The following is a 24,872-nucleotide window of genomic DNA, read 5'->3' as shown; positions in this document are numbered from 1 at the left end:
ATTGCGGCCCGCTAAATTTCCACCTGATTGATCTTCTTACCGCAGCAATAGAAAGCATTAACCATAGTCCCGTAGACAACGAACAGGATCAAAGGAACCTGTGTTCGATGGCTACTGAAATGACCCGCCGGCCTGCCGGCGCCAATGAAGGCAAGATTATTGCCTTTCCCGCTGGAATCGGAACTGCCAATGTCGAGCGCTGCGCTCGCGAACTCGGCCGGCGGCACGGCGCAGATGCGATAGAATTCTGGAAGGCCGAATGCCGCAGGCTTGCCGATCAGCTTCTGGCCGCAGGGATGCCGGAGAGCGATGTCGGTCAGCGGGTGCTGCAGTTTCAGCAAGATGTCCAGAGCGAACTCGTCTTCAGCCACCAAAACGGACCACTGCCCAAGTCTCAAAACCGATAGCGCCGATCTCGCGGGTTCTGACGGCCGTCGTATGCCTTGCGACTATCGCAGCAGTCCGGCGGACCGAAGGGCGTCTTCAATGATTTTCTGAATGCTGCCACGGTCGCTGTCCGCGCCGAATGGGCCTGCGACGTTTTCCGGTTGCGAAGCAAAGGCTTTTGCATCGCGCCGTTTTTCAAATGAGGGGACCAGACCCCAGGACCTGGCAATTTCGACGGTCGATGAAATTCCGACGTCAAGCATGAAGGGGCCGCTTGCTCCGTAGCCGGTGCCGACATCGAGCGGCGTGCCGTGATCCATCCCGGCAATCGTATAGAGCTCGATCACGTCGACACCGTGAGCATCGGTCCAGACCTTTCGCTGGTGTCTTCCGATATCTTCGACGCGGCCCGGCGATGCGTCGACACCGTGGATATTTTTCCATTGCTCCACGATCGCATTCGCATTGGATGGCACGACGGTTCTGTCTGCGGTTCCCTGCCAGAGTGATAATGTCGGCCACGGGCCTTTGTGCCCTGAGGCGTTTCTCAATCGCAGTTCAAGCTCTTTGCCAGTCGGACTGCCATGGCCGCGCATTCGGTCGAACGCCTCGGGAATGGTTGCTGCACTTGCATATGGCAGGCCTGCGATGATTGCGCCGCCTGCAAAAACCTCAGGATAGGTGGCGAGCATGGCTGCGGCCATGGCGCCGCCGGCCGAAAGCCCGGTCACGAACACGCGCGCCGTCGATACCGTGTTCCGCAACGACCTTTGCGATCATCCGGCGAATGGAAAAGACCTCGCCGTGATCCCGGCTTATGTCCTCTGGGTTAAACCAATTGAAGCAGAGGTTTGGATTGTTTGCCCGTCGTTGCTCGGGAAGCAGCAGCGCGAAGCCATAGTCCTCGGCCAATCGCGACCACCCGGACCCAATATCATATCCGGCGGCGGTCTGGGTGCAGCCGTGCAGGACAACCACAAGGGCCATGTCTTTCCCGCGCTTCGACGGCAAATAGATGTAGCCCCCCAAAGCGCCCGGGTTTGAGCCAAATGCGTCCAAGGCGACGAGATCGGGATTGTCCTGCGAGGGTCGGGCGCGAAGGGTTCCTCGCAGCGCAGCAAGGCGTGCGAGGGTGTCTGACATAGATCTCATTGAAAGTCTCCGCCAATCAGCAGCCGGGACGGCGGTGATGCTGAACTAAACGCGTCAGTCTACGAAAAGGTTGCTGCGCTGCACAATGTTTTCTGGCGCGTTTTTGGTTGGGCGGGCCACTTCTCCTGAGTGAACCAGCTAAGCTATTCAGATATCTTATTTCTTTTGCCCGGCAGGGGGAACATCCGTGAAGGTACGGGTTATCAGCGACAATCTTCTCCGCGGGCAGCGAAGGAAGAAGCGTCGGACCTCTTGATTGACCTCGGCGGCGCGAGGAACTTCGGCCCGTATGTAGAGTTGATGTTGTCGATTGACAGCATTGCGACCCAACGAGGCTTTACAGATGTCGAACAAATCCAACTTCTTCTCTTCCTTTGCGACCACCGTCGCCGATCTCTCGGGAAAGCCGTTCACCTTTGTCGCGGCTTTGGCGCTGGTGCTTGTCTGGGCGGTTTCCGGCCCTTTTTTCGGCTATTCAGAGACCTGGCAACTTGTGATCAACACCACTACCACCATCATTACCTTCTTGATGGTATTTGTGTTGCAGAACAGCCAGAACCGTGACGGAAAGGCTCTGCAGGCCAAACTTGACGAACTCATCCTGACGAGCCAGGCGGCCAATAAGTTTGTCGGCATCGAAAAGTTGGATGAGGGCGAACTCAGGGAAATGAGCAAGACCCTTGCCGAGAAAGCAGAATGCGTCGAGGACAAAGCGGATGAGAAATCTGCCGCAGAGGCAGCGTCCGTCTAGGACATGTCGCGCAAAACTGTGCAGCAGTTTTGCGATAACGACACGCGTAACAGTAAAGATCTGAAGCGCGAGGAGCGAATCTAAAAGATTGCGACGCGCTTTAGGTCGAGGTCTCTGAGGTTTGGCCGTGGTGTAGCTGGCGCATTCCCTCTATCGCGTCGGCATCTTTCTTCTCAGCCGCAATCCAGTGGTTTCCTGCTTCGCTCGATCGGATCAGTTCGTCGAGTTTGGCATGGAGCGCCGTCATGTCCCGGTTTTGGGAGTGCTGCACCAGCAGCAAGATAAAAAATATGATGAGGGTACCCACCATATTGGTCAGCAAAAACCACTGCCTTGGGAAGGAAAAGCTGAGACCCACTGCCGCCCAAATGGCTGCGAACGCGATCAGCGTGACAGGAACCACACGATGGCCTGCCCACAAGACGACCAAATCAGAGATCTGTCGAAAGTGCGAGCGCATACGGCTCTCCACAGCGCGGAAAACTGGAGATGGAGCAGCTTCCATCACCTCAGCTCAATAAATAGGGCACCGCAAACGACATAAAACCCGCGTATCCGCGGGTTTTATTCGACGACTAGCCCCTCGTGTCGTTATGGCGACGAGACGTCAATTCAATTTGACCGATGGCTCCCGGCCCCAGACACGCAGTTTGCCAAGCGCCTTGATAAAAGCCGGAACGTCTTTCGCTGCTGCGAGCGCCATCACGCCCTCATCCAGTGGATCGGCAATTCCGGCCTTCTGCATGAGTGGCAGCGCTGTTTCCACGTAACCGATGTACTTGCAGTGTACGAAGGCGTCCGCCACGAAATCGCGGGCCGTTGCCTCCTTCAGCAGATCGCCGGTTCCCTCGGCTGAGGGGAGGAGGGCGACGGCGTCGTAAAGTACCGAAGGTCCGCCGTCGATCATCTGATGCGCCTCGATCCAATTGCCGTCCGAGAGCGTCACGCCGCCGATCTTCGGCGCGATCACCTCGAACGCTGCCTTCTGCTCGGTGATTTCGGCAAGCAACGACTTGAAGATCGCGGCGTCGGTGCCATCGCTGACAAGAATGCCGAGCTTGCGTCCTTCGAACCGCTTGGGACCGCGCTCGACGATGCTGAGCGCCGGCGACGGCTCGAGATCCTGCCGCGTCGGCATGGCCGCATCGGCAGGCTTCGGCATCGATTTGAAGCCGAGGGCGTGGCCGACCTTGCTGGCGAGCGTCTCGTCGATGTTAAAGAGATGCGAGACCATGCGCTCACGAATGACCGGCGTTTCGACTTTGCTCAGTTCGAAGATCAGCGCCGCGGCGATATGGCGTTGCTCCGGCGGAGTCTGGCTGATGTAGAACTGCCGAGCCTGGCTGTAATGATCGGCAAAGCTTTCCGGGCGCAGCCGAACCTTGGCACCCTGTTCTTCGGCCGGGAAGTGCCGGTAGCCCTGAACCGGCGATTCCCGCGGCCCCTGATTCCACGAGTTCGGCTGGTAATTGACGCGCCCGACGGGATTGCGCATCGCCATGTGGCCATCCTGCTGGAAATTGTGGAAGGGACACTTCGGCGCGTTGATCGGCAGATGGGTGAAATTCGGACCGCCCAGACGTTTCAGCTGTGTGTCGAGATAGGAGAAGTTTCGTCCCTGCAGCAGCGGATCATTGCTGAAGTCGATGCCGGGGGGAACGTTCTGCGTCATGAACGCGACCTGCTCGGTCTCTGCAAAAAAGTTCTCTGGCATTCGGTCGAGGACGAGACGGCCGATCGGTTTGACCGGAAGAATCTCCTCGGGAATGATCTTTGTCGGGTCGAGGATGTCGAAGTCGAACGTATCGGCGAAATCCTGATCGAAAAGCTGCACGCAGAGTTCCCATTCGGGGAAGTTTCCCGACTGGATCGACTGCCAGAGGTCGCGGCGATGGAAGTCTGGATCCGCACCATTGATCTTGACTGCTTCGTTCCAGGCGACGGACTGCAGGCCAAGCTTCGGTTTCCAATGGAATTTGACGAAGGTCGATTCGTCCGCTGCATTGACGAAGCGGAAGGTGTGAACGCCGAAACCCTCCATGAAACGGAACGACCGCGGAATGGCGCGGTCCGACATCACCCACATGATCATGTGCATGCTTTCGGGTGTGAGGCTGATGAAGTCCCAGAAATTGTCATGCGCCGACTGCGCCTGCGGAAATTCCTTGTCGGGCTCCGGCTTTACGGAATGGATGACGTCGGGAAACTTGATCGCGTCCTGAATGAAGAAGACCGGGATGTTGTTGCCGACGAGGTCCCAATTCCCCTGCTGCGTATAGATCTTGACCGCGAAACCACGCACATCGCGCGCCAGATCGAAGGAACCCTTGCTACCGGCGACGGTCGAAAACCGAACGAAGGCCGGCGTCTTTTCGCCTGGCCGCTGGAAAAGATCGGCCCGGGTATAGGCGGCCAGCGATTCATATGTTTCGAAATAGCCATGGGCGCCGTAACCGCGCGCATGGACGACCCGCTCGGGGATGCGCTCGTGATCGAAATGAAAGATCTTCTCGCGAAAATGGAAATCATCGATGAGGGCAGGGCCGCGGGCACCGAGACGAAGCGTATTCTGATCGTCTGAGACGGGTCCGCCCTGCGCTGTGGTCAGCACCGGCTTGCCGTCTTCGGCAAACTGATGAAGCTCGCCGCCTGCACCCCGGTGCAGTTTCTGATCATGGATCGTCGCGTTGTCCGAGGGCGAGGTTTGGGAGGTCTTCTTGGCCATCTACATTCTCCGGAAAAGGTTTGACCTAACCGAAGCTCCCCAACGGCGACATGTTCCGCCCGATGCGAAATAAACCGCCATGGGAAAAAAGACTTGCAGCGCACGATCACCCAACCGCGGCAGAGCCGGGGATGGCTCCACGTAATGGGGCGCGGGGCCTTTCGACCCGCGGCCCGATTCCGTTGATCCTGAGCCCCGGGCCTTAGATCCGGGGCGTGACGAGGAGGTCTTCCTCTTCGTCGCGTTGCGACCCGCCAAAGGCAGCGGCGGCGGCAGCGATGAAAGCCCCGATCAGAAGTGACAACGCGCCGAGCAATGCCGTGGTGGAGGCAGCCTTGCGTGCCTCGTCGGCGGCTTTCTGGGCGGCGACCTTGGCGTCGTCGATGCGCTTCAGCACGGTGTCGACGCGCGTGCGTGCATCGGCTTCGGAAAGACCGGTGCGAGCAGAGACGATGGTGGCCAGATAGGCCTTGTCGTCATCCGGGATCTGGCCGGCGGCAGCACCGTTGAGGAGGATGCGAGAAACCTCAGCCGTTGCAGCAGTATCATCGGATGTTGCTCCTGCACGGGCCTGTTCCGGACGCAGCAAAGCGTCAGTAAAATAGGCGGTAGGCAGATCCGCGGCCGATGCCGTCGACGACGCTGCTGCCGTACCTGCGGCGCTGGCCGCTGAACCCACGGCTTGTGCGCCCGCACCGGCAAGCGAGGTCAGCGACGAGGCTAGAAATCCGGCAACGAAGATCGTCGCCAGCGCCCAGCTGATGAAGCCATGCGCGGTATCGCGGAAGAACACCTCGTCGGTGTGCACGGCTGCCCACTTCGTGCGCAGCCGGCCGGTGATATAGCCTCCGAGCCCGGAGGACAGCCATTGCACGACAACGAGCCAGATCGCCGCCGTCACCCCGACCGTGCCGAGCGAACTACTTTGCCCCGACCAGGGCGACACCATCGTCAACCCGACCCCGGATCCAAGCAGCAAAAGAATGAGGGTCACGCCGATGGCCGCAGCGGCGCCCCCGAAGATTGGCCCCCATGTCATGGCGGAATTGGAGGATTCGACTGGGGTAGCAATCTCCCCGGAACCTGTCATTGAAACCGACATGATCTCTTCCTATCGCATAAACAGAGCAAGAAGGATGATGATCGGCAGTGGAACACCAAGCAGCCAAAGCAGAATACCGCGACCCATGAGAGACCTCCTGTCAGAAACTGACGTTACGTGGTTGATGCCACTCAACTTTTATCCACGGCGTTTGTTCCCGAACGGGTTCTATCTGGGATGATGCGCCTAAGTCGGGCCGTTTCATCAGCGGGACCGAGCCGCTCGCGCGGTTCAGCCGAAAGCCAACACGATCTGGTGCGCAATCTCCTTCAATCGCGCGGCAGCTTCTGAAGTAACAGCACATTGTCGGACCGGTTGCCGCATCCTTGACATTTGAGGCACCTGGCGAGCTTGGCGAGAGACAGGTCATCGCCGCAGCGTCGGGCAATTTCCTGCCGGTCGATAGATGTTTCGTGACGGCATCTGCGGCAACGAGCATGGATGATATACCACCGCGGCAGGGTCGACAGCGTTTCCTTTTCGATTTCGACTGCATGGCTATCAGGGGGTGCGAGCTCAATACTGCGGCGATGTTTCATGCCCGTTCGACAGTCGGTGTCCACCTACGTGTCATGCCGCAGTTCATCCCTCTTTCCGCAAGAGCAAGCTGAAGCCGCAGGTGACGGCAATCCAGCAGCAATGTCGTAATGGCGGCGCGGATATCCCCATCGTGAAAGGCGACAACTGCGTCGACTTCTCCTCTTAGCGCTTCTTCTGCCAGTTTTTCAGCTATCTGCGGACGCACGACCTCGCTCTCCTTCAGAGTTTCCACCGCAAGTTTTCAGATTGGCGGCCACTAAGCCGATGTTCCTATTATGTTCCGTTCGGTTCGCGAGTCAAGAGTGGCAGAAGCGGAGTTTCCGTCGCTTTTAAACGGAAACAGTTCGAGAGCCCCGGTTGCCGTTGCCGAGCCTACGAAGGTCGAAGAGAATCTTGCACGTTCGGAGCTAACGCCAACCGAGGAGCGCGCCTATATGTTGAGGCTCAAGATATCTGGGAGCAGATGAGTTCTGGGAAAATTTCTCCCGGCATTCCGAAGGAGAGGGGCTCTCATCGCGTCGAAAACTGGAGAAGCATAGATGAACAGATTTCAGGCATTTGTAGCAGCCGCGGCAATCAGCCTTGCCGCCATGACCTCGGCCTGCTCGACACCACCAAATTCATATGGCTCAGCATCAGGATATCAGCCGGGCGATTCAATGAACCCGGCCTGTGCGGATGGGTTCCGACCCGGCGACGGCCGTTCATGCAGCTACTAGAGGCCGGCGTCTGTTTGTCGGTACAAGCATGCGCTGTCCGGACGCTTCAGCGCTCAGGTCCCTGGAGCGCGAAATCGGCGTGGCACCGGCGGGCTATTTCGCCGGTTGGCGACCGGCAACATAAGCGCGCCAGCCGGTGATTTTATCGAGCATACCTGCTCTCGTGGTTGTTCAGTGCGCGATGGCGGAATCGTCCGTCATGGACCTTTCCTACTTGTTTGTGCGGCCGCGCTGTTTGGGGTTTACGCCGCCAAATCGGTTGGTGTCGTTGGCCACATCGCCTTCTTCAGTGTTCTGCCCGGCAATATCGTCGGCGCCCGTGTCACGATGCAGCCCCTTCGACTGTCCGATACCCGGATCTCGCTCGAGATCTGCGTCGGTAGGGCGAGTTGACTTGGGATGTTTGGAAGTCATGATTTTCCTCCGTTTCGTTGCCTGGATGCAAAACAGCTGCCGGCTGCGAGAGTTCCGGTGAAAACGGAATTAAGCGGGTATATTGGGTGTCTTAATCAGAACACCCAGGGGCGGCTGATCGCCTCCAGACCAGCCTGTCGTTGTCGCAATACCTTGCGCAGCGTTGTACGATCTGTTTAGGCCGCAGCCTGCACCGGCTCGAAATCGATGTCGAGGACCGCGTCGAGTTGGCGATCCATGAAGCGCTCCGGGATACTCTTCACCACGCGATTGCGAAGTGGAACAACGAGTGGATTTTGCCACTGGGCCACCTTTGCGTAGAGGCGGGACCCGGAGGCGAGGCGATGCGCGCGACCGACGCGCCGGGCATCGTATTCGTGCAGGGTCTCATCGATCGGAAGGCGGCCGAGAAGCGATGCGAGTACCGCTGCATCCTCTATCGACAAGCCCGCGCCCTGTCCGAGATCGGGCGTCACGGCATGAGCAGCATCGCCGAGCAGGACAATTCTGCCATGCGTGAAGGACGGCATGGGGTCGAGATCCTCGATGTCAGTCCAGATCACGGCGTCTGCAGAGGTGCTGGCGAGCACCTCCGGAACAGGATCGTGGAATTCGGCAAACATGGCCTGGAGTTCGGTGAGCCCAATCTTGGCCAAGTCAGGATCCTTGATTCTGCGGGCGCCGCAGCACGCGAACCAGTAGATCCGTTGCCCGGAATGGCGGCCAGGCCGATACGTTTGCCGGCAGCGCCCCAGCTCTCCGACAGGCGGGTCGGATCAAATCCCGCCGGTATTCCAGGCGAGATTGCGCGCCAGCACGTATAGCGCGCGAAACGCTCACGCGCTTTGGGGAATACCGCCTTGCGTATGGCGGAATGGACGCCATCGCAGGCAAGCACGAGGTCGGCTTCGATAGTATGGCCATTTGCAAAGGTCAGTACGGCACCGGCCTCATGCGTTCGTGCACTCACGCATTCCATGCCGAGGCGAATGGCTGATTGAGGCACCGCCGATAACAGGGCGTGGTGCAAGCCGCCGCGATGAAGCACCGCCATGCTGAGATGGCCATAGCGCTGGCTGAGGGCAGCCAAGTCCGTCGTCTGCAGCACGTCACCGCTGTGATCCAACAAAGCGATGCAGTCAATACGCTGCGCCTCGGCCAGCACGGCATTACAGAGACCGAGCGTGCGCAAGGCGCGCAACGCATTGGCGCTGAGGCTCAGGCCCGCGCCGATCGGCTTTAACTCCGGCGCCTGTTCATAGATTTCGACCTCGTGGCCGATGAGGCTAAGACCCCTTGCCATAGCCAAACCTGCAATGCCAGCGCCGACGATGACGATGCGCATGATGTCGCTCCCCATGCCGTGAGTTGCTGTGAGACCGAACGCCTGACGTTCCTGGACCGTTCCATCGACCTGAGAAATCGATCAAGTAACTCAGCGGCGGAGGGCGAGCGACCGGCTGCCGATACCGTGAACGACCTCGGCTACACGGCGCGAATTTCCAATTGAAGCGTTTGTCTTGACGGCGTCGCCCTTGCCGGCGGCGGCGCCCGCTCCACATCAAGTGCCAATATTATCAAAGGCGGAACGATGCTGATTCAGCCAGTTGATTACTTTCTGCTTGTTTGGTTTGCACTTGCCCTTGCGTCCACCTTGTACGTTGCCTGGGACCAGTACGCCAACAATCCCGAACCGGTGGTGATGAAGTGGGGCTTCATCCTCGTCACGCTCTACCTCGGTCCCTTCGGGTTGCTGATCTATGTGCTCGCCGACAAGGAGCCACGGCCAGGCACGCATGAGGAGTTCGTCAAACCGTTGTGGAAGCAGGGCATCGGCTCCACGATCCACTGCGTGGCGGGAGATGCCACCGGTATCATCATCGCCGCGGTGATCGTCGCGCTACTGGGTCTGCCAATGTGGCTCGACCTGATCGTCGAGTACATCGCCGGGTTCGCGGTCGGCCTCTTCATCTTCCAGGCCCTCTTCATGAAGAACATGATGGGCGGCACCTACTGGGAGAACGTACGAAAGTCCTTCCTGCCTGAGTTCATCTCCATGAATTTCATGATGGCCGGCATGGCGCCCGTCATGAGCTTCCTGATGATGGGCCGCGATATGCGCGCCATGGAACCGACCGAACTCCTATTCTGGGGCGTGATGTCGTTGGGCGTCATGGCCGGGTTCGCCTTCGCCTACCCATCCAATGTCTGGATGGTCGCCCGTGGTCTCAAGCTCGGTCTGATGACCGATCGCGGCGATTCGGACCATGCCGAGCATGCGCGCGAAAACCGTTCGGAGCCCGCCGTACCAGCGCATGAGCCCAAGCAAAACCATCAGCACGCGGCGAAGGAAGCTCCGCGGTCGCAGCGCCGCGGCACCGCTCCCCATCATGATGGCCACGGTTCCGACCACGACATGGTCCCGGATGCGCCTGTGCCACAACTCGCCGCCGTTGGCGGCGTTTCGCTGATGTTGTTGCTGATCGGGATGGTCGCCCCTGCCAACTGGGTCAATATGACGTTGAGTGCGCGCGATGTAGGGGGCGCCATCATGCCGCCGGGCATGATCATGGATCGCGACACGCCGGCCGAGGCAATGCTGGATATGGCGGCGATCCATCCGCGCTATATCACTGCTACCTATGGCCTCGACACGCGCGGCGACCGTGTGCTCGAACCGCGCATCGAGGATGGCGTCAAGGTCTTCGACATGGAGACCAAGGTCGTTCGCTGGACGATTCTGCCCGGGATCACGGTCGACGCCTTCACTTTCAATGGTCAGCTACCCGGTCCGCGGATTCAGATCCGTGAGGGTGATCGCGTCCGCATCAACGTGAAAAACGGCCTGCCCGAAAGCACGTCGGTGCATTGGCACGGCTTGGTCCTTCCCAATGAGATGGACGGACCGGCAGAAATCACCCAACCGCCGATCGATCCGGGCGAGACCTATGTCTACGAATTTACTGCCGGGCAGTCGGGTTCATATTTCTATCACTCGCACGACCACGTCGACCGGCAGCAGGCTCTGGGCCTCTATGGCGCGCTGATGATCGATCCGGCGCAAGCCGATCCGACCACGATTGCAGACCGCGAATATGTCATTCTCTTGCAGGAATGGCTGAAGCGCGAGGGCCTCACCTATCCAGCCATGCCGATGGATGGCGGGCAGCCCAACTACTTTACCATCAACGGCCGTGCCTATCCCGAGACCGACATCATCAAAATAAAGGTCGGCGAAACCCTGAAGGTGCGCTTTGTCGGGTCGAACAATGGCTTCATCCATCCGATGCACATTCATGGTGGACCGTTCACCGTCGTTGCCCGTGACGGCATCAACCTCTCGCCAATGGCGCGCTTTCAGGCGGACACCGTCAATGTCGGCCCAGGACAGCGCTACGACGTTATCTGGACGGCGCTCAATCCCGGCAAATGGCTCATTCACTGCCACATCGGGCACCACACGACCAACAACAATACCGAAAGCGAAGGGGGCGGCGGCCTGATGATGGTCATCGAGGTCGAGGCCTGACAAACACCGCCGCATCGACCCGCCAGTGCTGCAGCGGTCAGGATGTCAACCTTCCCCTTCCGCCGCGATCCGGCGGGCGCCGGCTAGATCGATCCCGATCGTCCTCCTGCGGCCACTACCAGCAGCGAGCCGGCCGGTTGTTATTTGACTGCCAACCCATCCCGCTACCGCTTTTTCCGGAGGTCACCTGGCAAAGCGTCGATGAGTTGATGCACTTTTCCGGTGGCGAATACGATGTCCTCGCGCGGCAGATGGACTGTTATCTCAATCTCTTCCCACCTGCCGCCATGGTCTTTTGCGAACCTGACCGCGGCTTCCAAAGAGGTGAATTGCACGGCCGGTGCCTTGGCGGTCCAGAACTGCACGCTGCAGTCCGCCGCACTGTAATCTAAAAATGCTTTTTCGGGATCTAGCGCCATGGTGTTTGCTGTACACCGCCGGCGGTTGGTTGGCTAGCGAATGCCTACCTGTCGTAGATGCTGGCAGCCGTTCATCGGAGGTTAATCCTCATTAACCCAGAATCGCAGCCTGAAAGGATGCGCCGATGAAGATGCTTTTTTCCTCACTTGCAGCCATGATCTTGTCTGCATCTTTCGCCCTGCCGCTAAACGCCACGCCGATCGTTGTGCCGAATGCAGTACATATGCACACCCTCGACGTCGAGCAGGTCAAACACCGTCGCCACGGTAATGGACACGCGTATGGCCACTGGAAGAAACACCGGTACGCTTACCGCGACTGCCGGTATTACGGCTCGTGCTATCGTCCGCGGTATTACGGCAGTCGCGACTATTACGGCTATCGCGACTATCAACCCTATCGTCGTCGGTCAGGTGTGACCGTGTATTTCGATTTTTAGCCGGCAGTAGCGACAGAACGGTCTTGGATAACAAGAAAGGTCGGGCGAATGCTCGCGCCGACCCTTCTTTGATTGCATCAGCAGGGTGCCAGTACATCCGTGGTCACCAGCAAAAGCCATCTGATAGATTGAATTTATGCGCCCCGTGAATTTTCGCAAGGATTAGGGGGGTGCTGATTTAGGGCTAGGCGAAGCAGGGGGCGTCCCTTCAGTCGCAGATTTGAAATACGCGGCGGTCGTCTCGATCCACTCAGCGCCGGGTACCTTGCCGAACGCTGCGAGGGTACCAGCGGTCGTGACAGCCAGGAGAGCCGCGATAATGGCCTTGGCCACTAGCTTGCGGCCTTCGCTCGAAACTTCCTTGGCTAGCGCAGACTTGGCAGCGAGCGACCACAGGTTTTGCAGGGTGCCAGTAAGCGCAAGAACGTCGCGCTTGTCCGCCTCTTTGTCCTCTGTCCAGCCCACCACAGTATCTAGAGCGGCCGTAACCTCTGGATCTGTCTCCCTTTGCGCTTTAAGGTCTCGTACCAAAGCGAGCGTGCTTTGGGAAAGGGCGGCGACGGACTCTCGATCAATGTCTACAGCATTCTCACGGAATACCCGCCAGTCGTCAAACTGCGACGCGGCAGCAAAGACAAGCTCGACGTGGGATCGGAGCAGTTCGAACAGCGTGGGCGAAAGTTCCTCGACATCCCCCCGCAAAACCCGACCACAGGTCTGGTTATACATTCCTACCTGAATGATGTTAGCGCGGGCCTCGAGCTTGTCCTGGAGTGACTTGAACGATTCCCTCAGACGCGGCGAACAGTTCGATTGAGCTAGCTGCTCACCAACATAGACGCCCCTCTCGGTGGCCGCTTCCATCGCCGCTTCAGCGATGTCCTTATCACGCTCCCGAGTCCTGAGAGGCTGATCAACCACAACGAGGCGTGAACCCTCGAACCCAAACTGAAAGGCTGCGGGTTTCTGACCGGGCACTGCGTCCAGGACGTCTTCGGGTCCGAGAAGATTGAGACCGATCTTCATGCCGAGTAGCAGATTACTCAAACTCGATCGGTCCAGGTCATTGATCGGAATGACCGACAGCGTTAGCTCCAGTGCTGCAATGTCCGACGTTCGCAAGGTATCGACTTTGCTGAGAAGTCGCTGCACCTCGGTCCGGAGCCATGACAGGTTTGCAGCGAAGTGGTCCTTCCTTGCACGTTGCATCCGCGCGACGCGAGCATCCATTTCCTGCAGCAGGTTGCGAAGTTTGTCTGGCTTCATCGTTTTCCTATCACCACGAGGCTCAGGTAGTGTACGGTGATGGAGGGCAGGGTGCTAGAAGATACCGCCCGGTCGGAGTTATCCACAGGAGTCGAACCGCAGAATGGGCGTTCCAAAAGCGGGAGGGAAAGTGGGGAAGAAAGCGCCTGCATTCGGAGTTATCAACGAAACAGGCGCTTAACTTGAAAAATGGCTCCCCGGGCCGGATTCGAACCGGCGACCTGTCGATTAACAGTCGAATGCTCTACCGCTGAGCTACCAGGGATCACTGCTTGGCGCGGTGTGAGTGGGCTAATACAAACGCTTTCCCGATTTGCCAAGCAGTTTTTTCAAAAAAATGAAATGAACTTGTATTTGGGATGCCTGCGCCCATCTCTGGGGAATGGCAAATGTGAATGATCGTGAGGAGACGAGAGGCGGCGAGAAGCGCAAGGCACGGGCAGTGCGCTTCGGCATCGATCATGCAAACGGCAGGCTTGTGCTCGGCTCTTTCAGCATCGGCATGCCGCGCTCGCGCATCGCGCGGATGGCGCTTGGCATAGCCCTCATTTTCTGCGGCGTGTTGGGTTTCCTGCCCATCCTGGGTTTCTGGATGCTGCCGCTCGGTTTCCTCGTGCTCTCGCACGATTTGCCGTTCGCGCGCCGACTTCGGCGGCGCCTCGCGGTCTGGTGGCACAGGCGGCGGAAACCGGCTGACTGATAGCCACCCCGGGAGGGCCTCGCATTCGTGGTTTATGCAGTGTAAAACGCGAAAACGCACCACAATGGTTCAGGTGAGGAATGAAGGCATTTTTTGTGGTCGCTCTGTCGGCAGCGACGGTTCTTTCAGGCATTTCCGCCGAGGCCCAAGCCATCGACAGCCGCGGTTTCGACGCGCGCGGCGTCTGCCGCCGCCCGGAAGGCTGTGTGGTCGACCATGGTCAAGGCGGCAGCTACAACGGGCCTCGCAACTATCGCAATTTCAACGGTCGTAACGATCGCGACGACAGGAACGACCGCGAGCGGGACAATCGGCGCTACCGTTCTCAGAACAGGAGCGACAATTTCGACGCCGGAACCAGCCGCCTTGTCGCAGGCCCTGAGATTGAGCTGGGCGCGCAGCTCATCAACATTCGCGCCTAGTTGGACCTGAGTTCGCTTTCCTCGAAAGTCCCGCCACGGTCCTGATCGAGACCTGTCGCCATCAACAAGCTGCAGGCGGCAAGGAGCAGCACGAGCTTGACTGCGTAGGACGCAACGGAGACCGGTTGTCGATGCGCCTGTGATACGCGACACGGCGCTATATAATATTTGTAGTAGAAATGCGGATCATCAGTTTCCAGCAGGTTCTGGTAGACGTGCGGCGGAATATCCGCATGTTTCACCGGCGCAGAACCGGGAAATTTTACAAAAAGATCCCGGGTTTCGGCATCATATGCGGCACGCACGCGCTTCGATTTGAGGGCAGCCCAATCCATCGCAAGCTCCTATACCCTCCCGGGCATAATTGAGGCCCGGACGAGGATCGAAGTCAAGTTAAGAATTTGTTTCAAATGCCATCATTGCCAGGAAATGGGGCATCGTTGCGGCTATGGAAATTCCAGCCTGCGCCCGCGCCGTTCCGGGATGGAAAAATGGTCGTTTCGGCAGCTGCGGAATAGCGTTTTTCCGAAATGCCCTCTTGCGATTTCCTTACGATCATTCTAAACGCTCGCCACGGCTCAGATAACGAGCGCGTGAGGCCTCGTGGCGGAGTGGTGACGCAGAGGACTGCAAATCCTTGTACCCCGGTTCAATTCCGGGCGAGGCCTCCAAACATCTTTTCACCGCCTTGATAAGTATTTCAGAACCTCGGTAATTTTCGAGGTGTGGCAGTTCGAACTTGAACCGTTCCGCCACACCAAAAGCCAGGTGTGGTAGTGTGTTCCCGGTCTATCGGTTCGCCACGTCGCCTTCGTCGGTCAGCGCCAGCAGTTTCGTACCGACGCCATCCCAGTTGATTCGTGCGACCGTCTGCCGGCCAGACGGGCGCGATCGGCATTTTTCGTATAAATTTTGAGGTCTTTCCATCGCGCCAGGCGAACATCGCTCGAGCATGCTGTCGGTCGCCTCGTTGTGGGCAACGGCGGTCGCCAAGAACGGCTTGCCGAATTCGGTGGCGATGTAGGTGAGGTCCGTCACCTTGTGCATGGCGAGCACCGCCTCGAGGATGGGATAGATGGCGATCTCGATGTCGTAGGGATTGCGGTTGCAGTTCTTGAACAGGCGAAGCTTGAACATGTCCCTGCGGCGATGCTGTGGGCCGAGCCGCGAGACATCGGACACTCGGAAGCCGGTGAACATCATGATAGCGACACACAGGACGGCCTTGGAGCGCATTCCATGGTGTTCGATGAACTTCGGGGCCAGCTCCCCGGGCGTCGCCGTCGCGGGGCCATCTGTGTGGACGGGGAAGGGCTCGACGAGGCGGGCGACGTTCGGAACGATCGCCTTGCCGTCCTTCCTGGTGTCGAACGACTGCCGGTTCGCCCTCGGCCGGCAGGGCGGCGTTCCGGGCCTTCCAGGAGGCTTTGGAGAATCTTTCGCTGTCGATGTCCTCGAGAAGGCGGCAGAATAGCGCACCGTGACGTGACGGCTCTTGTTCTTCTCGACACAGGGCAGATCGTCGCGACCATGACTCAACTGTATTTGCACTGACGCCGAAGCTGCGGCATTCGTCTTATGAAGGCCTCCGCGAGGGCAGGACAATGCGGCGGTTTATGAGGTCGAATAGCGTTCGAGGCGGGTGAAGACTGCGAGAAGGCGCGATAGGATGCCAAGCTTGACCGGGATTCCTATTGTTTCTTTGCCGAGCCTTGTGAGCCGCCAACCGGTGACGTAACTCCATCCGCCACCAGGACTATGAATGGTGATGAGGCCAAGATCGCATGCGCGATTTACAACCGTTTTGTCGTAATCTTCCCATTCCCCATCAGTCATGAGACAGCAGAGATCGACTTCCTTCGCTGTGATATACAGAAGCTGAATAACATCTTCGTCCAGTGACGCTATGGCAGCCGCAGAGGACATGCCTGCGTGATTAAATATGTTCATTGATTCTCCCCACCCAAGTAATTAGCTACAGCTCACGCGAGTAATTTGCACAAGCACTATTTCTGGACTTTTGTGACATGGTTACCAACTGCACGGTTATTCAACAGGGGTTTGAGAGATGATGCGCACCGGCGGGGACGGTGCTGCCTTCGGACGGCATCTTGGCGAGCTTTGCATTCCTCTGAGGTGTGGCAGGGTGTGGCAGCCGCCTTTGATTTCTCAAGGGAAATATTTCAGCTAAGGTGTGGCTAAAAACTCGCTAACCATTTGACGCCGCCAGCTTGCGAATTCTGGGCGAGACCTCCAACATCTTCCACATGACAGAATCTACGTGAAACGCTGCTGGCTCAGCGGTGCAGCATCGCCGTTTGCTAACCTACCAAACCCGCTGGCTCGGCGATAAATCGAACTGTGACGGATTAAATTCCCGCGAGGCGGTAGAGCGCTCCGCGTTTGCGGGTTTCCGCCTGATAATCCAGATTGCTCAATTCGGGTCCGTCGTCGAATTCGGGGCCGGAGCCAAGCAGCCGTCGCATGCCTTGCGGCGAAATGCGGGTGAAGCTGCGAATCTCGCCGCTGCTGTATTTGATCAGCAGCAGTCGGGCATCGGCATTGTAGTGAAGCGCTTCCTGCCGCGAGTGGATCATGAAGGTTTGCATGCGCACACCCATAGCGGAAGGCGAGGGCGCCGCAACAAAATGGTTGACGTAACGTTAATGCGCGTGCTGCTGTCGAGGGCTGGACTTCAAAGGAAAAGAACGCATGCCGGACAAGCGCTCGCCGACATGCATTGCCGCAGCCGCGATGCGGGGGATATCTCCGAGCGCGCTTCGGCGCCCTATCGCTTCCAGGTCGTTTCGCCGTCCAGCAGCCCGCAGCAGAAGATGCCGATGAGCGCTGCGACGATGAAGAAATCGAACAGCGTGAAATATTCGATAATCGCAGACATGGCCTGCTCCTCCTATTTCCTCCGCTGCAGATCATAGCATGAAGGGGTAAAAGATTCCACGCTGGAGTTGCAGCGTCCGTCCGGCCCCTGTAGCGCGGAAGAGGCGCCTGCCGGATTCTTTTCGCCGGCGCCTGCCAAGCCTTGAAAGCATCCGTGGCGGGGATTAAGAGACGGGGGACAGGAACCGCTTTTCAAGAGCCAGAGGACATGATGGATTTCGAAGCAGCGCGCGCAAAGATGGTCGATACCCAGGTTCGCACGACGGACGTTACCTCGCATTCCGTGCTGACGGCGTTTCTCACGGTGCCGCGTGAGGCTTTCGTGCCGGAGAAGGCGAAGCTGCTGGCTTATATCGACAACGACGTTGAGATCTCCGCAGCCGCTCCGGGAAAGCCTGCCCGCTTCCTGATGGAAGCGTCGCCGCTTGCCAAGCTGCTGCAGTTGGCAGCGATCACCAAAGACGACTTCGTGCTCGAGGTTGGCTGCGGTACGGGTTATACCTCGGCGCTCTTGTCGATCATTGCCGGCTCCGTCATCGCGCTCGAATGCGACGAAACGCTGGCCACTGAAGCGAAGGCGCAGCTTGCCGGCTACGCCAAGGTCGAGGTGGTGACCGGCCCGCTGGAACAGGGTTACGCTGCCGGCGCTCCCTATGATCTGATCTTCATCAACGGCGCAGTCGAAGAGGTTCCAGCTGCCCTTCTCGGCCAATTGCGCGATGGTGGCCGTCTGATCACCGTTGAAGGTTACGGCAATGCCGCCCGTGCCAAGGTCTTCGTCGCCGAGCGCGGCGCCATTTCGGAAAACGTCTTCTTCAACGCCTCGGTCAAGCCGCTGCCGGGTTTCGCCAAGGCGCGCGAATTCGTTTTCTGACAGCGTTCTTGTCGATGACATTCAGCGACGGGCGTCATCGGCGCCCGTTTTTTTTGTCAACGCCGCTGGAAAGCCTTCACAAACATCATCTACCCTGACGCCGCCACGGCGGATCGGACGGATGTTATGCGCTTCAACTTCGGTTTTATGGGATGTTCCGCCGCAAAATCGCGACAGGCTTTGCGGGTGGCAAACATCAGGTAACAAAACTGTGCATGGCCGCATTCATTTGATTCGCGATGATTTTTTTCACGTCTGGGGTATTCTAAGGTCGTGGTGATTCGGATGAATGCTCCACACCATCCGGTCGTTGTTTTGGGATAACGGGGATAGAAATGGCTCAGCCAAGCGTAGCGCGTGAACCGTCCATGGAAGAAATTCTGGCGTCCATCCGCCAGATCATCGAAAGCAATGAGCCCGGCGCCGGCAAGGCGATTTCCGCATCCCTGCCGCCGGTCTACGGCGCCGACGAGGATGACAATGGCTCCGAAATTCATCTGACGGTCGACGATACCTATGCCGGCGTGGAATTCCCCGAACCGGTCATGCGCTCCTCCGATCCGCGTTTCGTCGCCGCCAATTCGGCCGGCACTGCCCCCGAAGCAGACGTTCCGGCCCGCGCTCTGTCGCTTGCCGATGTCGCCGCCCGCGTGCGCGCCGCCTCTGAGCGCAGCGCCGTGCAGGCCGGTCAGGCCCTGCGCGAAATTCCGAGCGGCTTCCGTCCGCCCGAACCGCAGCCGGCCGTGATGCCGGAGCCGCCGCGCGCTGCAGTTCCGCAGCCGCAACCACATCAGCCGCGGCCAGTTTTCCCGGCGGCCGCTGCACCCGTTCAGAATGTTGCGATCCAGCAGCCGGCCGAGCCGGTGCTTGCGGAAACGCCAAGGGTCGCGGTCGCCGAGCCGGAGCCTGTCCTCGAAACGGCGCTGCCGGCCATGGAACCTGCTCAGTCGTCGACCGAGCGTTTCCTGCCGAGCGTTATGGACGAGGTCCAGCCGACGCTGCTTTCGGAGGATGCCGGCCTGCAGATCAGCCGCTCCTTCGAGGAACTCGCCGCTGCGATCGACGGTGCCGAGCGCCGCTCGCTGGACGAGATCGCAGAAGACATGCTGCGCCCGATGCTGCGTGAGTGGCTCGATGATAATCTGCCGACACTGGTCGAGCGGTTGGTGCGCGAGGAAATCGAGCGCGTGGCGCGCGGCCCGCGCCGCTGATCGGATTGCTTTTTCCTGAAAAGCCGCTCCGGTCTCCGGGGCGGCTTTTTTATTGACTTGGCCGTGACCATCCTATTTACAAACGCCACCCTCGAACCTCGAAATTGGTCAGAAAATGCTCGACAAGACCTATGATTCCGCTGCCGTCGAACCGAAAATCGCCGCAATATGGGATGAGGCGGACGCTTTCCGCGCCGGCGCGAACGCCAGGCCCGGAGCCGAGACCTTCACCATCGTGATCCCGCCGCCGAATGTCACGGGTTCGCTGCACATGGGCCACGCGCTGAACAACACGCTGCAGGACATCCTGGTGCGCTTCGAGCGCATGCGCGGCAAGGACGTGCTCTGGCAGCCGGGCATGGACCACGCCGGCATCGCCACGCAGATGGTCGTCGAGCGCAAGCTGATGGAACAGCAGCTGCCGGGCCGCCGCGACATGGGCCGCGAAGCCTTCATCGACAAGATTTGGGAGTGGAAGGCGGAATCGGGTGGCCTGATCTTCAACCAGCTGAAGCGTCTTGGTGCGTCATGCGACTGGTCGCGCGAACGTTTCACCATGGACGAGGGCCTGTCGAAGGCGGTTATCGAGGTTTTCGTCACCCTTTACAAGGAAGGCCTGATCTACAAGGACAAGCGCCTGGTCAATTGGGATCCGAAGCTGCTAACGGCGATTTCCGATATCGAAGTCGAGCAGCACGAGGTCAAGGGCAATCTCTGGCACCTGCGCTATCCGCTGGAAAAGGGCGTAACCTACCAATACCCGATTGCATTCGATGAGGAAGGCAAGCCGACCGAATTCGAGACGCGCGATTATGTTGTCGTCGCAACGACACGACCGGAGACCATGCTGGGCGATACCGGTGTTGCCGTCAATCCGAAGGACGAACGCTATCAGGGCATTGTCGGCAAGCATGTCATTCTGCCGATCGTTGGCCGCAGAATTCCGATCGTTGCTGACGATTATGCCGATCCGGCTGCCGGCACCGGCGCGGTGAAGATAACGCCCGCGCACGATTTCAACGACTTCGACGTCGGCAAGCGCGCAGGTCTTCGCGTCATCAATATCATGAACGGCGACGGCACGATCACCATCAAGGACAATGAGGACTTTCTCGAAGGTCTCGACAATCCGGCGGCGCTGCACGGCGCCTGGGACCGCCTGGAAGGGCAGGACCGCTTCTATGCGCGCAAGGTCATCGTCGAGATTTTCGAAGAGGCGGGCCTCGTCGACAAGATCGAGCCGCACAAGCACATGGTCCCGCACGGCGACCGCGGCGGCGTGCCGATCGAACCGCGGCTGACCGAACAATGGTATGTCGATGCAAAAACGCTCGCCGAACCGGCGATCGCCTCGGTCCGCGAAGGTCGCACCAGGATGGTGCCGAAGAGCTGGGACAAGACCTATTACGAATGGATGGAAAACATCCAGCCCTGGTGTATCTCCCGTCAGCTCTGGTGGGGTCACCAGATCCCCGCCTGGTACGGCCCGGACGGCCAGGTCTTCGTCGAAAAGACCGAGGAAGAGGCGCTGCAGGCGGCGATCCAGCATTACCTTTCGCACGAGGGGCCGATGAAAGCCTATGTCGAGGACCTGCTTGAAAACTTCAAGCCGGGCGAAATACTGACGCGTGACGAGGACGTGCTCGACACGTGGTTCTCCTCAGCACTCTGGCCTTTCTCGACGCTCGGCTGGCCGGACGAGACGCCCGAACTGGCGCGTTATTACCCGACCAACGTTCTCGTCACCGGCTTCGATATCATCTTCTTCTGGGTTGCCCGCATGATGATGATGGGCCTGCACTTCATGAAGGATGAGGACGGCGAACCCGTCGAGCCTTTCCAGACCGTCTATGTCCACGCGCTGGTGCGCGACAAGAATGGGCAGAAGATGTCGAAATCGAAGGGCAACGTCATCGATCCACTCGAACTGATCGACGAATACGGCGCCGACGCGCTGCGGTTTACCCTGGCGATCATGGCGGCGCAGGGGCGCGACGTGAAGCTCGATCCGGCCCGCATCGCCGGCTACCGCAATTTCGGTACCAAGCTCTGGAACGCTACGCGCTTCGCCGAAATGAACGGCGCAAAAAGCGACCCGCATTTCGTGCCCGAAGCCGCCGAGCTCACCATCAATCGCTGGATCCTGACGGAACTTGCCCGTACGGAACGTGACGTTACGGAAGCACTCGAAGCCTTCCGCTTCAACGACGCCGCCGGCGCGCTCTACCGCTTCGTCTGGAACGAGGTCTGCGACTGGTATCTCGAACTGTTGAAGCCGGTCTTCAATGGCGAGGACGAGGGCGCCAAGGCCGAAGCCCAGGCCTGCAGCGCCTATATTCTCGAAGAGATCTACAAGCTGCTGCATCCCTTCATGCCCTTCATGACCGAAGAGCTTTGGGCCCATACCGCAGGCGAAGGCAAAGTGCGCGACACATTGGTCTGCCACGCCGAATGGCCGGCGCCGTCCTATGCCGATGACGGGGCCGCCGACGAAATCAACTGGCTGATCGACCTCGTCTCCGGCATCCGCTCGGTGCGCGCCGAAATGAATGTGCCGCCATCGGCGACAGCCCCGCTTGTCGTCGTCAAGGCCAACAACCTGACACGTGAACGGCTGTTCCGCCACGACGCCGCCATCAAGCGCCTTGCGCGCGTCGAGGCGATATCGCTGGCTGACGATGCGCCCAAGGGTGCCGCTCAGATCGTCATCGCCGAGGCCACCATCTGCCTGCCGCTCGGCAATCTGATCGACCTTACCGCCGAAAAGGCTCGTCTGGAAAAAGCGATTGCCAAGATGGAGAGCGAGATCTCCCGCATCGACGGCAAGCTCTCCAACGACAGGTTCGTCGCCAACGCCAATCCCGAAGTCGTCGATGCCGAGCGCGATCGTCTCGAGGAACTGAAAAGTCAGATTGCGAGCTTGAGGATCGCTCTTTCCAGGGTGAGCGAAGCCGGGTAAATTTCACCGGCCTATTTGGTAAGTTATTTCAAAGACGCGCCCTCTGCGGGCGCGTCTTTTTGTCGTTCTGGGCGCATGCGATTCGGCCCTGAAAACGGCTGGTTTCAGGCGCGGAGCCTGTGGATTGTGGCTGAGCGGGGCATCCAGCGGCGAAAACTGCCACTGTTGTTGGATTGATACAGATTCTGCAATGTTGGAATGAAAACCCAAAAGCCTAGCTGAAATTCGATAAGTCTGGAATAAAATTTTATTAACCAGGTTTTTTGACGTGTCCGTCAATTTCTTTACGTAAGTTGGTCATTCCAACGACTGGGAGCGCTGTCATGGGGCGCGTTGCCATATCGGGCGAACACTTACTAGAGTGTCGCCACATCAATTGCTGGAGTGGGGGAGACACAATGGCATCGCGTAGGTTTTCCAAGGGCATAACATCGCTCGTTCTTCTTTCGTCGCTTGCATCACCGTCCTTCGCCGGCGGTCTGGAGCGTGGCGGATATAATATCGACCTTCTCTTTGACAATTCGAGGTTCGCTGTCCAGTCCGGCGCGACCTATGTCATGCCGCAGCGCAAGCTGAAAAATGTCAGGGACACCGACCCGACCGATGGCCTCGGCACGAACGGCATTGGCGGCGGTTCGACCACGGCGGATGATACGGAGGACTACTGGATCCCCTATCTCGGGGTGAAAGTCGGTTTCGGCGATGCCATCGACTGTATGGGCGATTTTTCGACACCCTTCGGCGCACATACCAATCCGGGCGCTGACTGGTTGGGCGTCAACGACAACATCGAAACCAAGATCAGCACCCGCAACTATGGCGCCACCTGCTCCTATCGTTTCGATATGGGACCTGGCCAGCTCCGCCTGATCGGCGGCGGCTTCTATCAGACGGTCGAAGGTTTCAAGACACGCCTCGTCGCGCCGATCCCAGGGGCGGCCGCGCTGGTCTATGACGGCACCGGTCGTCTGGACCTTGCCGACCAGGCCTTGGGATGGCGGGCGGGCATCGCCTACGAAATCGAGGAATATGCCTTCCGCGCCAGCCTAGTCTACAACAGCAAGGTCAAATATGACAATCTTACCGGCACGGTCGACCTGACCGAGGTGCCGGCGAATCCCGCCAATCCCTACCTCGGCGTTGTTACGCCGGTCTACGGTTCGGCCGAAGCGCCCGATTCTGTCGAATTGAAATTGCAGAGCGGCATTGCGCCCGATTGGCTTGCCTTCGGTTCCGTCAAGTGGACGAACTGGAGCGTGCTGCAGTCGATCGCCTTCTGCCCGAAGGCCAACAAGGGCGTCGTCGCCTGCGGCGCCGGCAGCCAACTCACCTCGCTCGATCTCTTCTATCGCGACGGTTGGACGATCAGCGGCGGCGTTGGCCACAAGTTCAACGAACAATGGGCCGGCGCCCTCAGCCTGACCTGGGATCGAGGTACGAGCCAGGGCTACGGCGCCCAGACCGACACATGGACGCTCGGCGCGGGTGTCTCCTATACGCCGGTGGAGAATGTCGAGTGGCGTCTGGCCGGCGCGCTCGGCATCATGACCGGCGGGGAATCCGGCACCTACGTCTATAATGGCCGGACCTACGGCAACGACGTTTCCTATTCCTTCGACGACGATCTGGTGGCGGCTCTTTCCACCAGCGTAAAGGTCAAGTTTTGACTTGCAGCCGAAGTAGAAGTCTTAGAGCCCGGCAGGTTGCCGGGTTTTTCTTTGGGCGTCGCAAGACAAATCGACGTTCCAATTTGTGACGATTCAGCAACACAATTTTACGACGTTTGGCGTATGGTGGCGGTAGGGCGAATTTGTCCATTTCCCGCCACAAAGAGGGCGCAGCGATATTTGCGGGCGAGGTGATGGCAGGCATACGGTGCGTGTAAATAGTAGTATGGGTCGATTTTTTTCCGGGTACATCAGTTCGTGCGGCGCGATTGGCGACAATCGTTTGATTGCGGCCGTTTCGCTTTCCGAACAAGGCTGTTCCGGCCGCCGATCCGACCTCGCGATGAGGTCGTCGATTCATGCATTGTGGTTATTTTCGACCCGCTCAGCTGAGCAGCCCGGCCTTACCGAAAATGTCGATACCGCTTTCGTCACATTTACTGTTTACGAATGCGATAAAGGCGGGAAGGCGGATGCCGCACCTGCCGAAAGAGTGCCACAGAGATTGCAGTCGAGCCATGCCGGGAGCCGGGTGGTTCTGAAGGATGGGCTGAGAATATCGCCTTTGAGAAAAGGCCAGTGGGCTGAATGCGACGCGGGTAAAGGAGCCATGGAGCTCGCCGCGGGATCGCTCGCCTCGAAGAAATACATCCGCGGGATGCACGGCATGAGCGCCGTTGCCGCCTGCCTGGGATGA

The 24,872-nt window shown here is 58.9% G+C and carries 24 protein-coding genes, 2 tRNA genes and 2 pseudogenes; 13 read left to right on the top strand and 15 right to left on the bottom strand.

Features of this window, described 5'->3' with window-relative positions; all coding sequences use genetic code 11:
* Positions 1 to 107 precede the first annotated feature (107 nt).
* The gene (locus tag BS630_RS35595) at positions 108 to 407 is read left to right on the top strand and encodes a DUF6074 family protein (RefSeq protein ID WP_077981194.1); all 300 of its coding nucleotides are present in this window, start codon (positions 108 to 110) and stop codon (positions 405 to 407) included.
* Positions 408 to 449: 42 nt separating this feature from the next.
* Here BS630_RS35595 and BS630_RS35590 read toward each other — a convergent pair.
* Positions 450 to 1,539 (bottom strand): annotated as a pseudogene (locus BS630_RS35590) (extracellular catalytic domain type 1 short-chain-length polyhydroxyalkanoate depolymerase).
* A gap of 343 nt (positions 1,540 to 1,882) precedes the next feature.
* Here BS630_RS35590 and BS630_RS35585 point away from each other — a divergent pair.
* Complete coding sequence (locus BS630_RS35585) at positions 1,883 to 2,290, top strand: low affinity iron permease family protein (RefSeq protein WP_025394249.1); 408 nt, start codon at positions 1,883 to 1,885, stop codon at positions 2,288 to 2,290.
* A gap of 100 nt (positions 2,291 to 2,390) precedes the next feature.
* Here BS630_RS35585 and BS630_RS35580 read toward each other — a convergent pair whose 3' ends face one another.
* The 4 genes from BS630_RS35580 to BS630_RS35555 all read right to left on the bottom strand — a co-directional run bounded on the left by BS630_RS35580 (position 2,391) and on the right by BS630_RS35555 (position 6,889).
* On the bottom strand, positions 2,391 to 2,750 hold the full coding sequence (locus BS630_RS35580) for a low affinity iron permease family protein (RefSeq protein ID WP_017960159.1): 360 nt from the start codon (positions 2,748 to 2,750) through the stop codon (positions 2,391 to 2,393).
* A 147-nt stretch (positions 2,751 to 2,897) separates the two neighbouring features.
* The gene (gene katE / locus BS630_RS35575) at positions 2,898 to 5,015 is read right to left on the bottom strand and encodes a catalase (RefSeq protein ID WP_077981193.1); all 2,118 of its coding nucleotides are present in this window, start codon (positions 5,013 to 5,015) and stop codon (positions 2,898 to 2,900) included.
* A gap of 202 nt (positions 5,016 to 5,217) precedes the next feature.
* Positions 5,218 to 6,117: a hypothetical protein gene (locus tag BS630_RS35570; protein WP_077981192.1), complete on the bottom strand. Its 900-nt coding sequence runs from the start codon at positions 6,115 to 6,117 to the stop codon at positions 5,218 to 5,220.
* A 535-nt stretch (positions 6,118 to 6,652) separates the two neighbouring features.
* The gene (locus BS630_RS35555; RefSeq protein ID WP_077981189.1) at positions 6,653 to 6,889 is read right to left on the bottom strand and encodes a hypothetical protein; all 237 of its coding nucleotides are present in this window, start codon (positions 6,887 to 6,889) and stop codon (positions 6,653 to 6,655) included.
* A 307-nt stretch (positions 6,890 to 7,196) separates the two neighbouring features.
* Here BS630_RS35555 and BS630_RS38360 point away from each other — a divergent pair, with 307 nt between their 5' ends.
* Entirely contained in the window at positions 7,197 to 7,376 is a 180-nt protein-coding gene (locus tag BS630_RS38360) for a hypothetical protein (protein ID WP_020049667.1), read from the top strand.
* A 210-nt stretch (positions 7,377 to 7,586) separates the two neighbouring features.
* On the opposite strand, the gene BS630_RS35545 is transcribed toward BS630_RS38360, so the two are convergent.
* From BS630_RS35545 to BS630_RS36950, 3 genes are all read right to left on the bottom strand, one after another.
* Positions 7,587 to 7,790, bottom strand: coding sequence for a hypothetical protein (locus BS630_RS35545; protein WP_017960164.1), 204 nt, complete (start codon positions 7,788 to 7,790; stop codon positions 7,587 to 7,589).
* Positions 7,791 to 7,966: 176 nt separating this feature from the next.
* Complete coding sequence (locus BS630_RS37600; protein ID WP_167383855.1) at positions 7,967 to 8,353, bottom strand: FAD-dependent monooxygenase; 387 nt, start codon at positions 8,351 to 8,353, stop codon at positions 7,967 to 7,969.
* Positions 8,350 to 9,135, bottom strand: a complete 786-nt coding sequence (locus tag BS630_RS36950) for an FAD-dependent monooxygenase (RefSeq protein WP_167383854.1) — start codon at positions 9,133 to 9,135, stop codon at positions 8,350 to 8,352. Before BS630_RS36950 ends, BS630_RS37600 begins: the two co-directional genes overlap by 4 nt.
* A 246-nt stretch (positions 9,136 to 9,381) precedes the next feature.
* Between BS630_RS36950 and BS630_RS35530 the strand changes: the two genes are divergently transcribed.
* Positions 9,382 to 11,319 carry a multicopper oxidase domain-containing protein gene (locus BS630_RS35530; RefSeq protein ID WP_077981186.1) on the top strand — a complete coding sequence of 646 codons (1,938 nt, stop codon included), beginning with the start codon at positions 9,382 to 9,384 and terminating at the stop codon, positions 11,317 to 11,319.
* A gap of 164 nt (positions 11,320 to 11,483) precedes the next feature.
* On the opposite strand, the gene BS630_RS35525 is transcribed toward BS630_RS35530, so the two are convergent.
* Positions 11,484 to 11,738, bottom strand: coding sequence for a hypothetical protein (locus BS630_RS35525; RefSeq protein ID WP_027666056.1), 255 nt, complete (start codon positions 11,736 to 11,738; stop codon positions 11,484 to 11,486).
* A gap of 125 nt (positions 11,739 to 11,863) precedes the next feature.
* Between BS630_RS35525 and BS630_RS35520 the strand changes: the two genes are divergently transcribed.
* Entirely contained in the window at positions 11,864 to 12,178 is a 315-nt protein-coding gene (locus tag BS630_RS35520) for a hypothetical protein (protein ID WP_077981185.1), read from the top strand.
* A gap of 162 nt (positions 12,179 to 12,340) precedes the next feature.
* On the opposite strand, the gene BS630_RS35515 is transcribed toward BS630_RS35520, so the two are convergent.
* Together BS630_RS35515 and BS630_RS35510 are read right to left on the bottom strand one after the other, a co-directional pair.
* A complete protein-coding gene (locus BS630_RS35515) occupies positions 12,341 to 13,444 on the bottom strand; it encodes a hypothetical protein (protein ID WP_077981184.1) in 1,104 nt (367 codons plus the stop codon).
* A gap of 190 nt (positions 13,445 to 13,634) precedes the next feature.
* Positions 13,635 to 13,709 (bottom strand) — tRNA-Asn (locus tag BS630_RS35510).
* A gap of 117 nt (positions 13,710 to 13,826) precedes the next feature.
* Here BS630_RS35510 and BS630_RS35505 point away from each other — a divergent pair.
* Both BS630_RS35505 and BS630_RS35500 read left to right on the top strand, forming a co-directional pair.
* On the top strand, positions 13,827 to 14,144 hold the full coding sequence (locus tag BS630_RS35505) for a hypothetical protein (RefSeq protein WP_077981183.1): 318 nt from the start codon (positions 13,827 to 13,829) through the stop codon (positions 14,142 to 14,144).
* Positions 14,145 to 14,224: 80 nt separating this feature from the next.
* Complete coding sequence (locus BS630_RS35500; protein ID WP_077981182.1) at positions 14,225 to 14,566, top strand: hypothetical protein; 342 nt, start codon at positions 14,225 to 14,227, stop codon at positions 14,564 to 14,566.
* Here BS630_RS35500 and BS630_RS35495 read toward each other — a convergent pair.
* The gene (locus BS630_RS35495) at positions 14,563 to 14,901 is read right to left on the bottom strand and encodes a KTSC domain-containing protein (RefSeq protein ID WP_077981181.1); all 339 of its coding nucleotides are present in this window, start codon (positions 14,899 to 14,901) and stop codon (positions 14,563 to 14,565) included. The genes BS630_RS35500 and BS630_RS35495 overlap by 4 nt on opposite strands.
* A gap of 262 nt (positions 14,902 to 15,163) precedes the next feature.
* Between BS630_RS35495 and BS630_RS35490 the strand changes: the two genes are divergently transcribed.
* Positions 15,164 to 15,237 (top strand) — tRNA-Cys (locus tag BS630_RS35490).
* 118 nt (positions 15,238 to 15,355) lie between these two features.
* Here BS630_RS35490 and BS630_RS35485 read toward each other — a convergent pair.
* The 3 genes and pseudogenes from BS630_RS35485 to BS630_RS35475 form a co-directional block, all read right to left on the bottom strand.
* Positions 15,356 to 16,105 (bottom strand): hypothetical protein, encoded by a 750-nt coding sequence (locus BS630_RS35485; RefSeq protein WP_077981180.1) that lies wholly within the window; start codon positions 16,103 to 16,105, stop codon positions 15,356 to 15,358.
* 75 nt (positions 16,106 to 16,180) lie between these two features.
* A complete protein-coding gene (locus BS630_RS35480; protein WP_077981179.1) occupies positions 16,181 to 16,516 on the bottom strand; it encodes a hypothetical protein in 336 nt (111 codons plus the stop codon).
* A 376-nt stretch (positions 16,517 to 16,892) separates the two neighbouring features.
* Positions 16,893 to 17,187, bottom strand: a pseudogene (locus BS630_RS35475) (hypothetical protein).
* 485 nt (positions 17,188 to 17,672) lie between these two features.
* Between BS630_RS35475 and BS630_RS35470 the strand changes: the two are divergent.
* The 5 genes from BS630_RS35470 to BS630_RS35450 all read left to right on the top strand — a co-directional run bounded on the left by BS630_RS35470 (position 17,673) and on the right by BS630_RS35450 (position 24,872).
* On the top strand, positions 17,673 to 18,338 hold the full coding sequence (locus BS630_RS35470; protein WP_170269145.1) for a protein-L-isoaspartate O-methyltransferase family protein: 666 nt from the start codon (positions 17,673 to 17,675) through the stop codon (positions 18,336 to 18,338).
* Positions 18,339 to 18,673: 335 nt separating this feature from the next.
* Positions 18,674 to 19,549, top strand: coding sequence for a PopZ family protein (locus BS630_RS35465; RefSeq protein ID WP_077981178.1), 876 nt, complete (start codon positions 18,674 to 18,676; stop codon positions 19,547 to 19,549).
* A gap of 115 nt (positions 19,550 to 19,664) precedes the next feature.
* A complete protein-coding gene (locus BS630_RS35460; RefSeq protein WP_077981177.1) occupies positions 19,665 to 22,508 on the top strand; it encodes a valine--tRNA ligase in 2,844 nt (947 codons plus the stop codon).
* A gap of 398 nt (positions 22,509 to 22,906) precedes the next feature.
* Positions 22,907 to 24,175: an OmpP1/FadL family transporter gene (locus BS630_RS35455; protein WP_077981176.1), complete on the top strand. Its 1,269-nt coding sequence runs from the start codon at positions 22,907 to 22,909 to the stop codon at positions 24,173 to 24,175.
* 226 nt (positions 24,176 to 24,401) lie between these two features.
* Positions 24,402 to 24,872 carry a hypothetical protein gene (locus tag BS630_RS35450; protein ID WP_077981175.1) on the top strand — a complete coding sequence of 157 codons (471 nt, stop codon included), beginning with the start codon at positions 24,402 to 24,404 and terminating at the stop codon, positions 24,870 to 24,872.

Source organism: Rhizobium laguerreae (genome assembly GCF_002008165.1).
Lineage (GTDB): Bacteria > Pseudomonadota > Alphaproteobacteria > Rhizobiales > Rhizobiaceae > Rhizobium > Rhizobium laguerreae.
This window is presented reverse-complemented; position numbering and strand designations above follow the sequence as displayed.

Bases quoted from the DNA above. Each gene is read 5' to 3' on its own strand.
- BS630_RS35500 (WP_077981182.1), top strand. From the start codon at position 14,225: ATGAAGGCATTTTTTGTGGTCGCTCTGTCGGCAGCGACGGTTCTTTCA.
- BS630_RS35480 (WP_077981179.1), bottom strand. From the start codon at position 16,516: ATGAACATATTTAATCACGCAGGCATGTCCTCTGCGGCTGCCATAGCG.
- katE (WP_077981193.1), bottom strand. From the start codon at position 5,015: ATGGCCAAGAAGACCTCCCAAACCTCGCCCTCGGACAACGCGACGATC.
- BS630_RS38360 (WP_020049667.1), top strand. From the start codon at position 7,197: ATGAACAGATTTCAGGCATTTGTAGCAGCCGCGGCAATCAGCCTTGCC.
- BS630_RS35515 (WP_077981184.1), bottom strand. From the start codon at position 13,444: ATGAAGCCAGACAAACTTCGCAACCTGCTGCAGGAAATGGATGCTCGC.
- BS630_RS35455 (WP_077981176.1), top strand. From the start codon at position 22,907: ATGGCATCGCGTAGGTTTTCCAAGGGCATAACATCGCTCGTTCTTCTT.
- BS630_RS35585 (WP_025394249.1), top strand. From the start codon at position 1,883: ATGTCGAACAAATCCAACTTCTTCTCTTCCTTTGCGACCACCGTCGCC.
- BS630_RS35520 (WP_077981185.1), top strand. From the start codon at position 11,864: ATGAAGATGCTTTTTTCCTCACTTGCAGCCATGATCTTGTCTGCATCT.
- BS630_RS35465 (WP_077981178.1), top strand. From the start codon at position 18,674: ATGGCTCAGCCAAGCGTAGCGCGTGAACCGTCCATGGAAGAAATTCTG.
- BS630_RS35505 (WP_077981183.1), top strand. From the start codon at position 13,827: ATGGCAAATGTGAATGATCGTGAGGAGACGAGAGGCGGCGAGAAGCGC.
- BS630_RS35595 (WP_077981194.1), top strand. From the start codon at position 108: ATGGCTACTGAAATGACCCGCCGGCCTGCCGGCGCCAATGAAGGCAAG.
- BS630_RS36950 (WP_167383854.1), bottom strand. From the start codon at position 9,135: ATGCGCATCGTCATCGTCGGCGCTGGCATTGCAGGTTTGGCTATGGCA.
- BS630_RS35460 (WP_077981177.1), top strand. From the start codon at position 19,665: ATGCTCGACAAGACCTATGATTCCGCTGCCGTCGAACCGAAAATCGCC.
- BS630_RS35450 (WP_077981175.1), top strand. From the start codon at position 24,402: ATGGGTCGATTTTTTTCCGGGTACATCAGTTCGTGCGGCGCGATTGGC.
- BS630_RS35470 (WP_170269145.1), top strand. From the start codon at position 17,673: ATGATGGATTTCGAAGCAGCGCGCGCAAAGATGGTCGATACCCAGGTT.
- BS630_RS35495 (WP_077981181.1), bottom strand. From the start codon at position 14,901: ATGGATTGGGCTGCCCTCAAATCGAAGCGCGTGCGTGCCGCATATGAT.
- BS630_RS35570 (WP_077981192.1), bottom strand. From the start codon at position 6,117: ATGTCGGTTTCAATGACAGGTTCCGGGGAGATTGCTACCCCAGTCGAA.
- BS630_RS35530 (WP_077981186.1), top strand. From the start codon at position 9,382: ATGCTGATTCAGCCAGTTGATTACTTTCTGCTTGTTTGGTTTGCACTT.
- BS630_RS35580 (WP_017960159.1), bottom strand. From the start codon at position 2,750: ATGCGCTCGCACTTTCGACAGATCTCTGATTTGGTCGTCTTGTGGGCA.
- BS630_RS35525 (WP_027666056.1), bottom strand. From the start codon at position 11,738: ATGGCGCTAGATCCCGAAAAAGCATTTTTAGATTACAGTGCGGCGGAC.
- BS630_RS35545 (WP_017960164.1), bottom strand. From the start codon at position 7,790: ATGACTTCCAAACATCCCAAGTCAACTCGCCCTACCGACGCAGATCTC.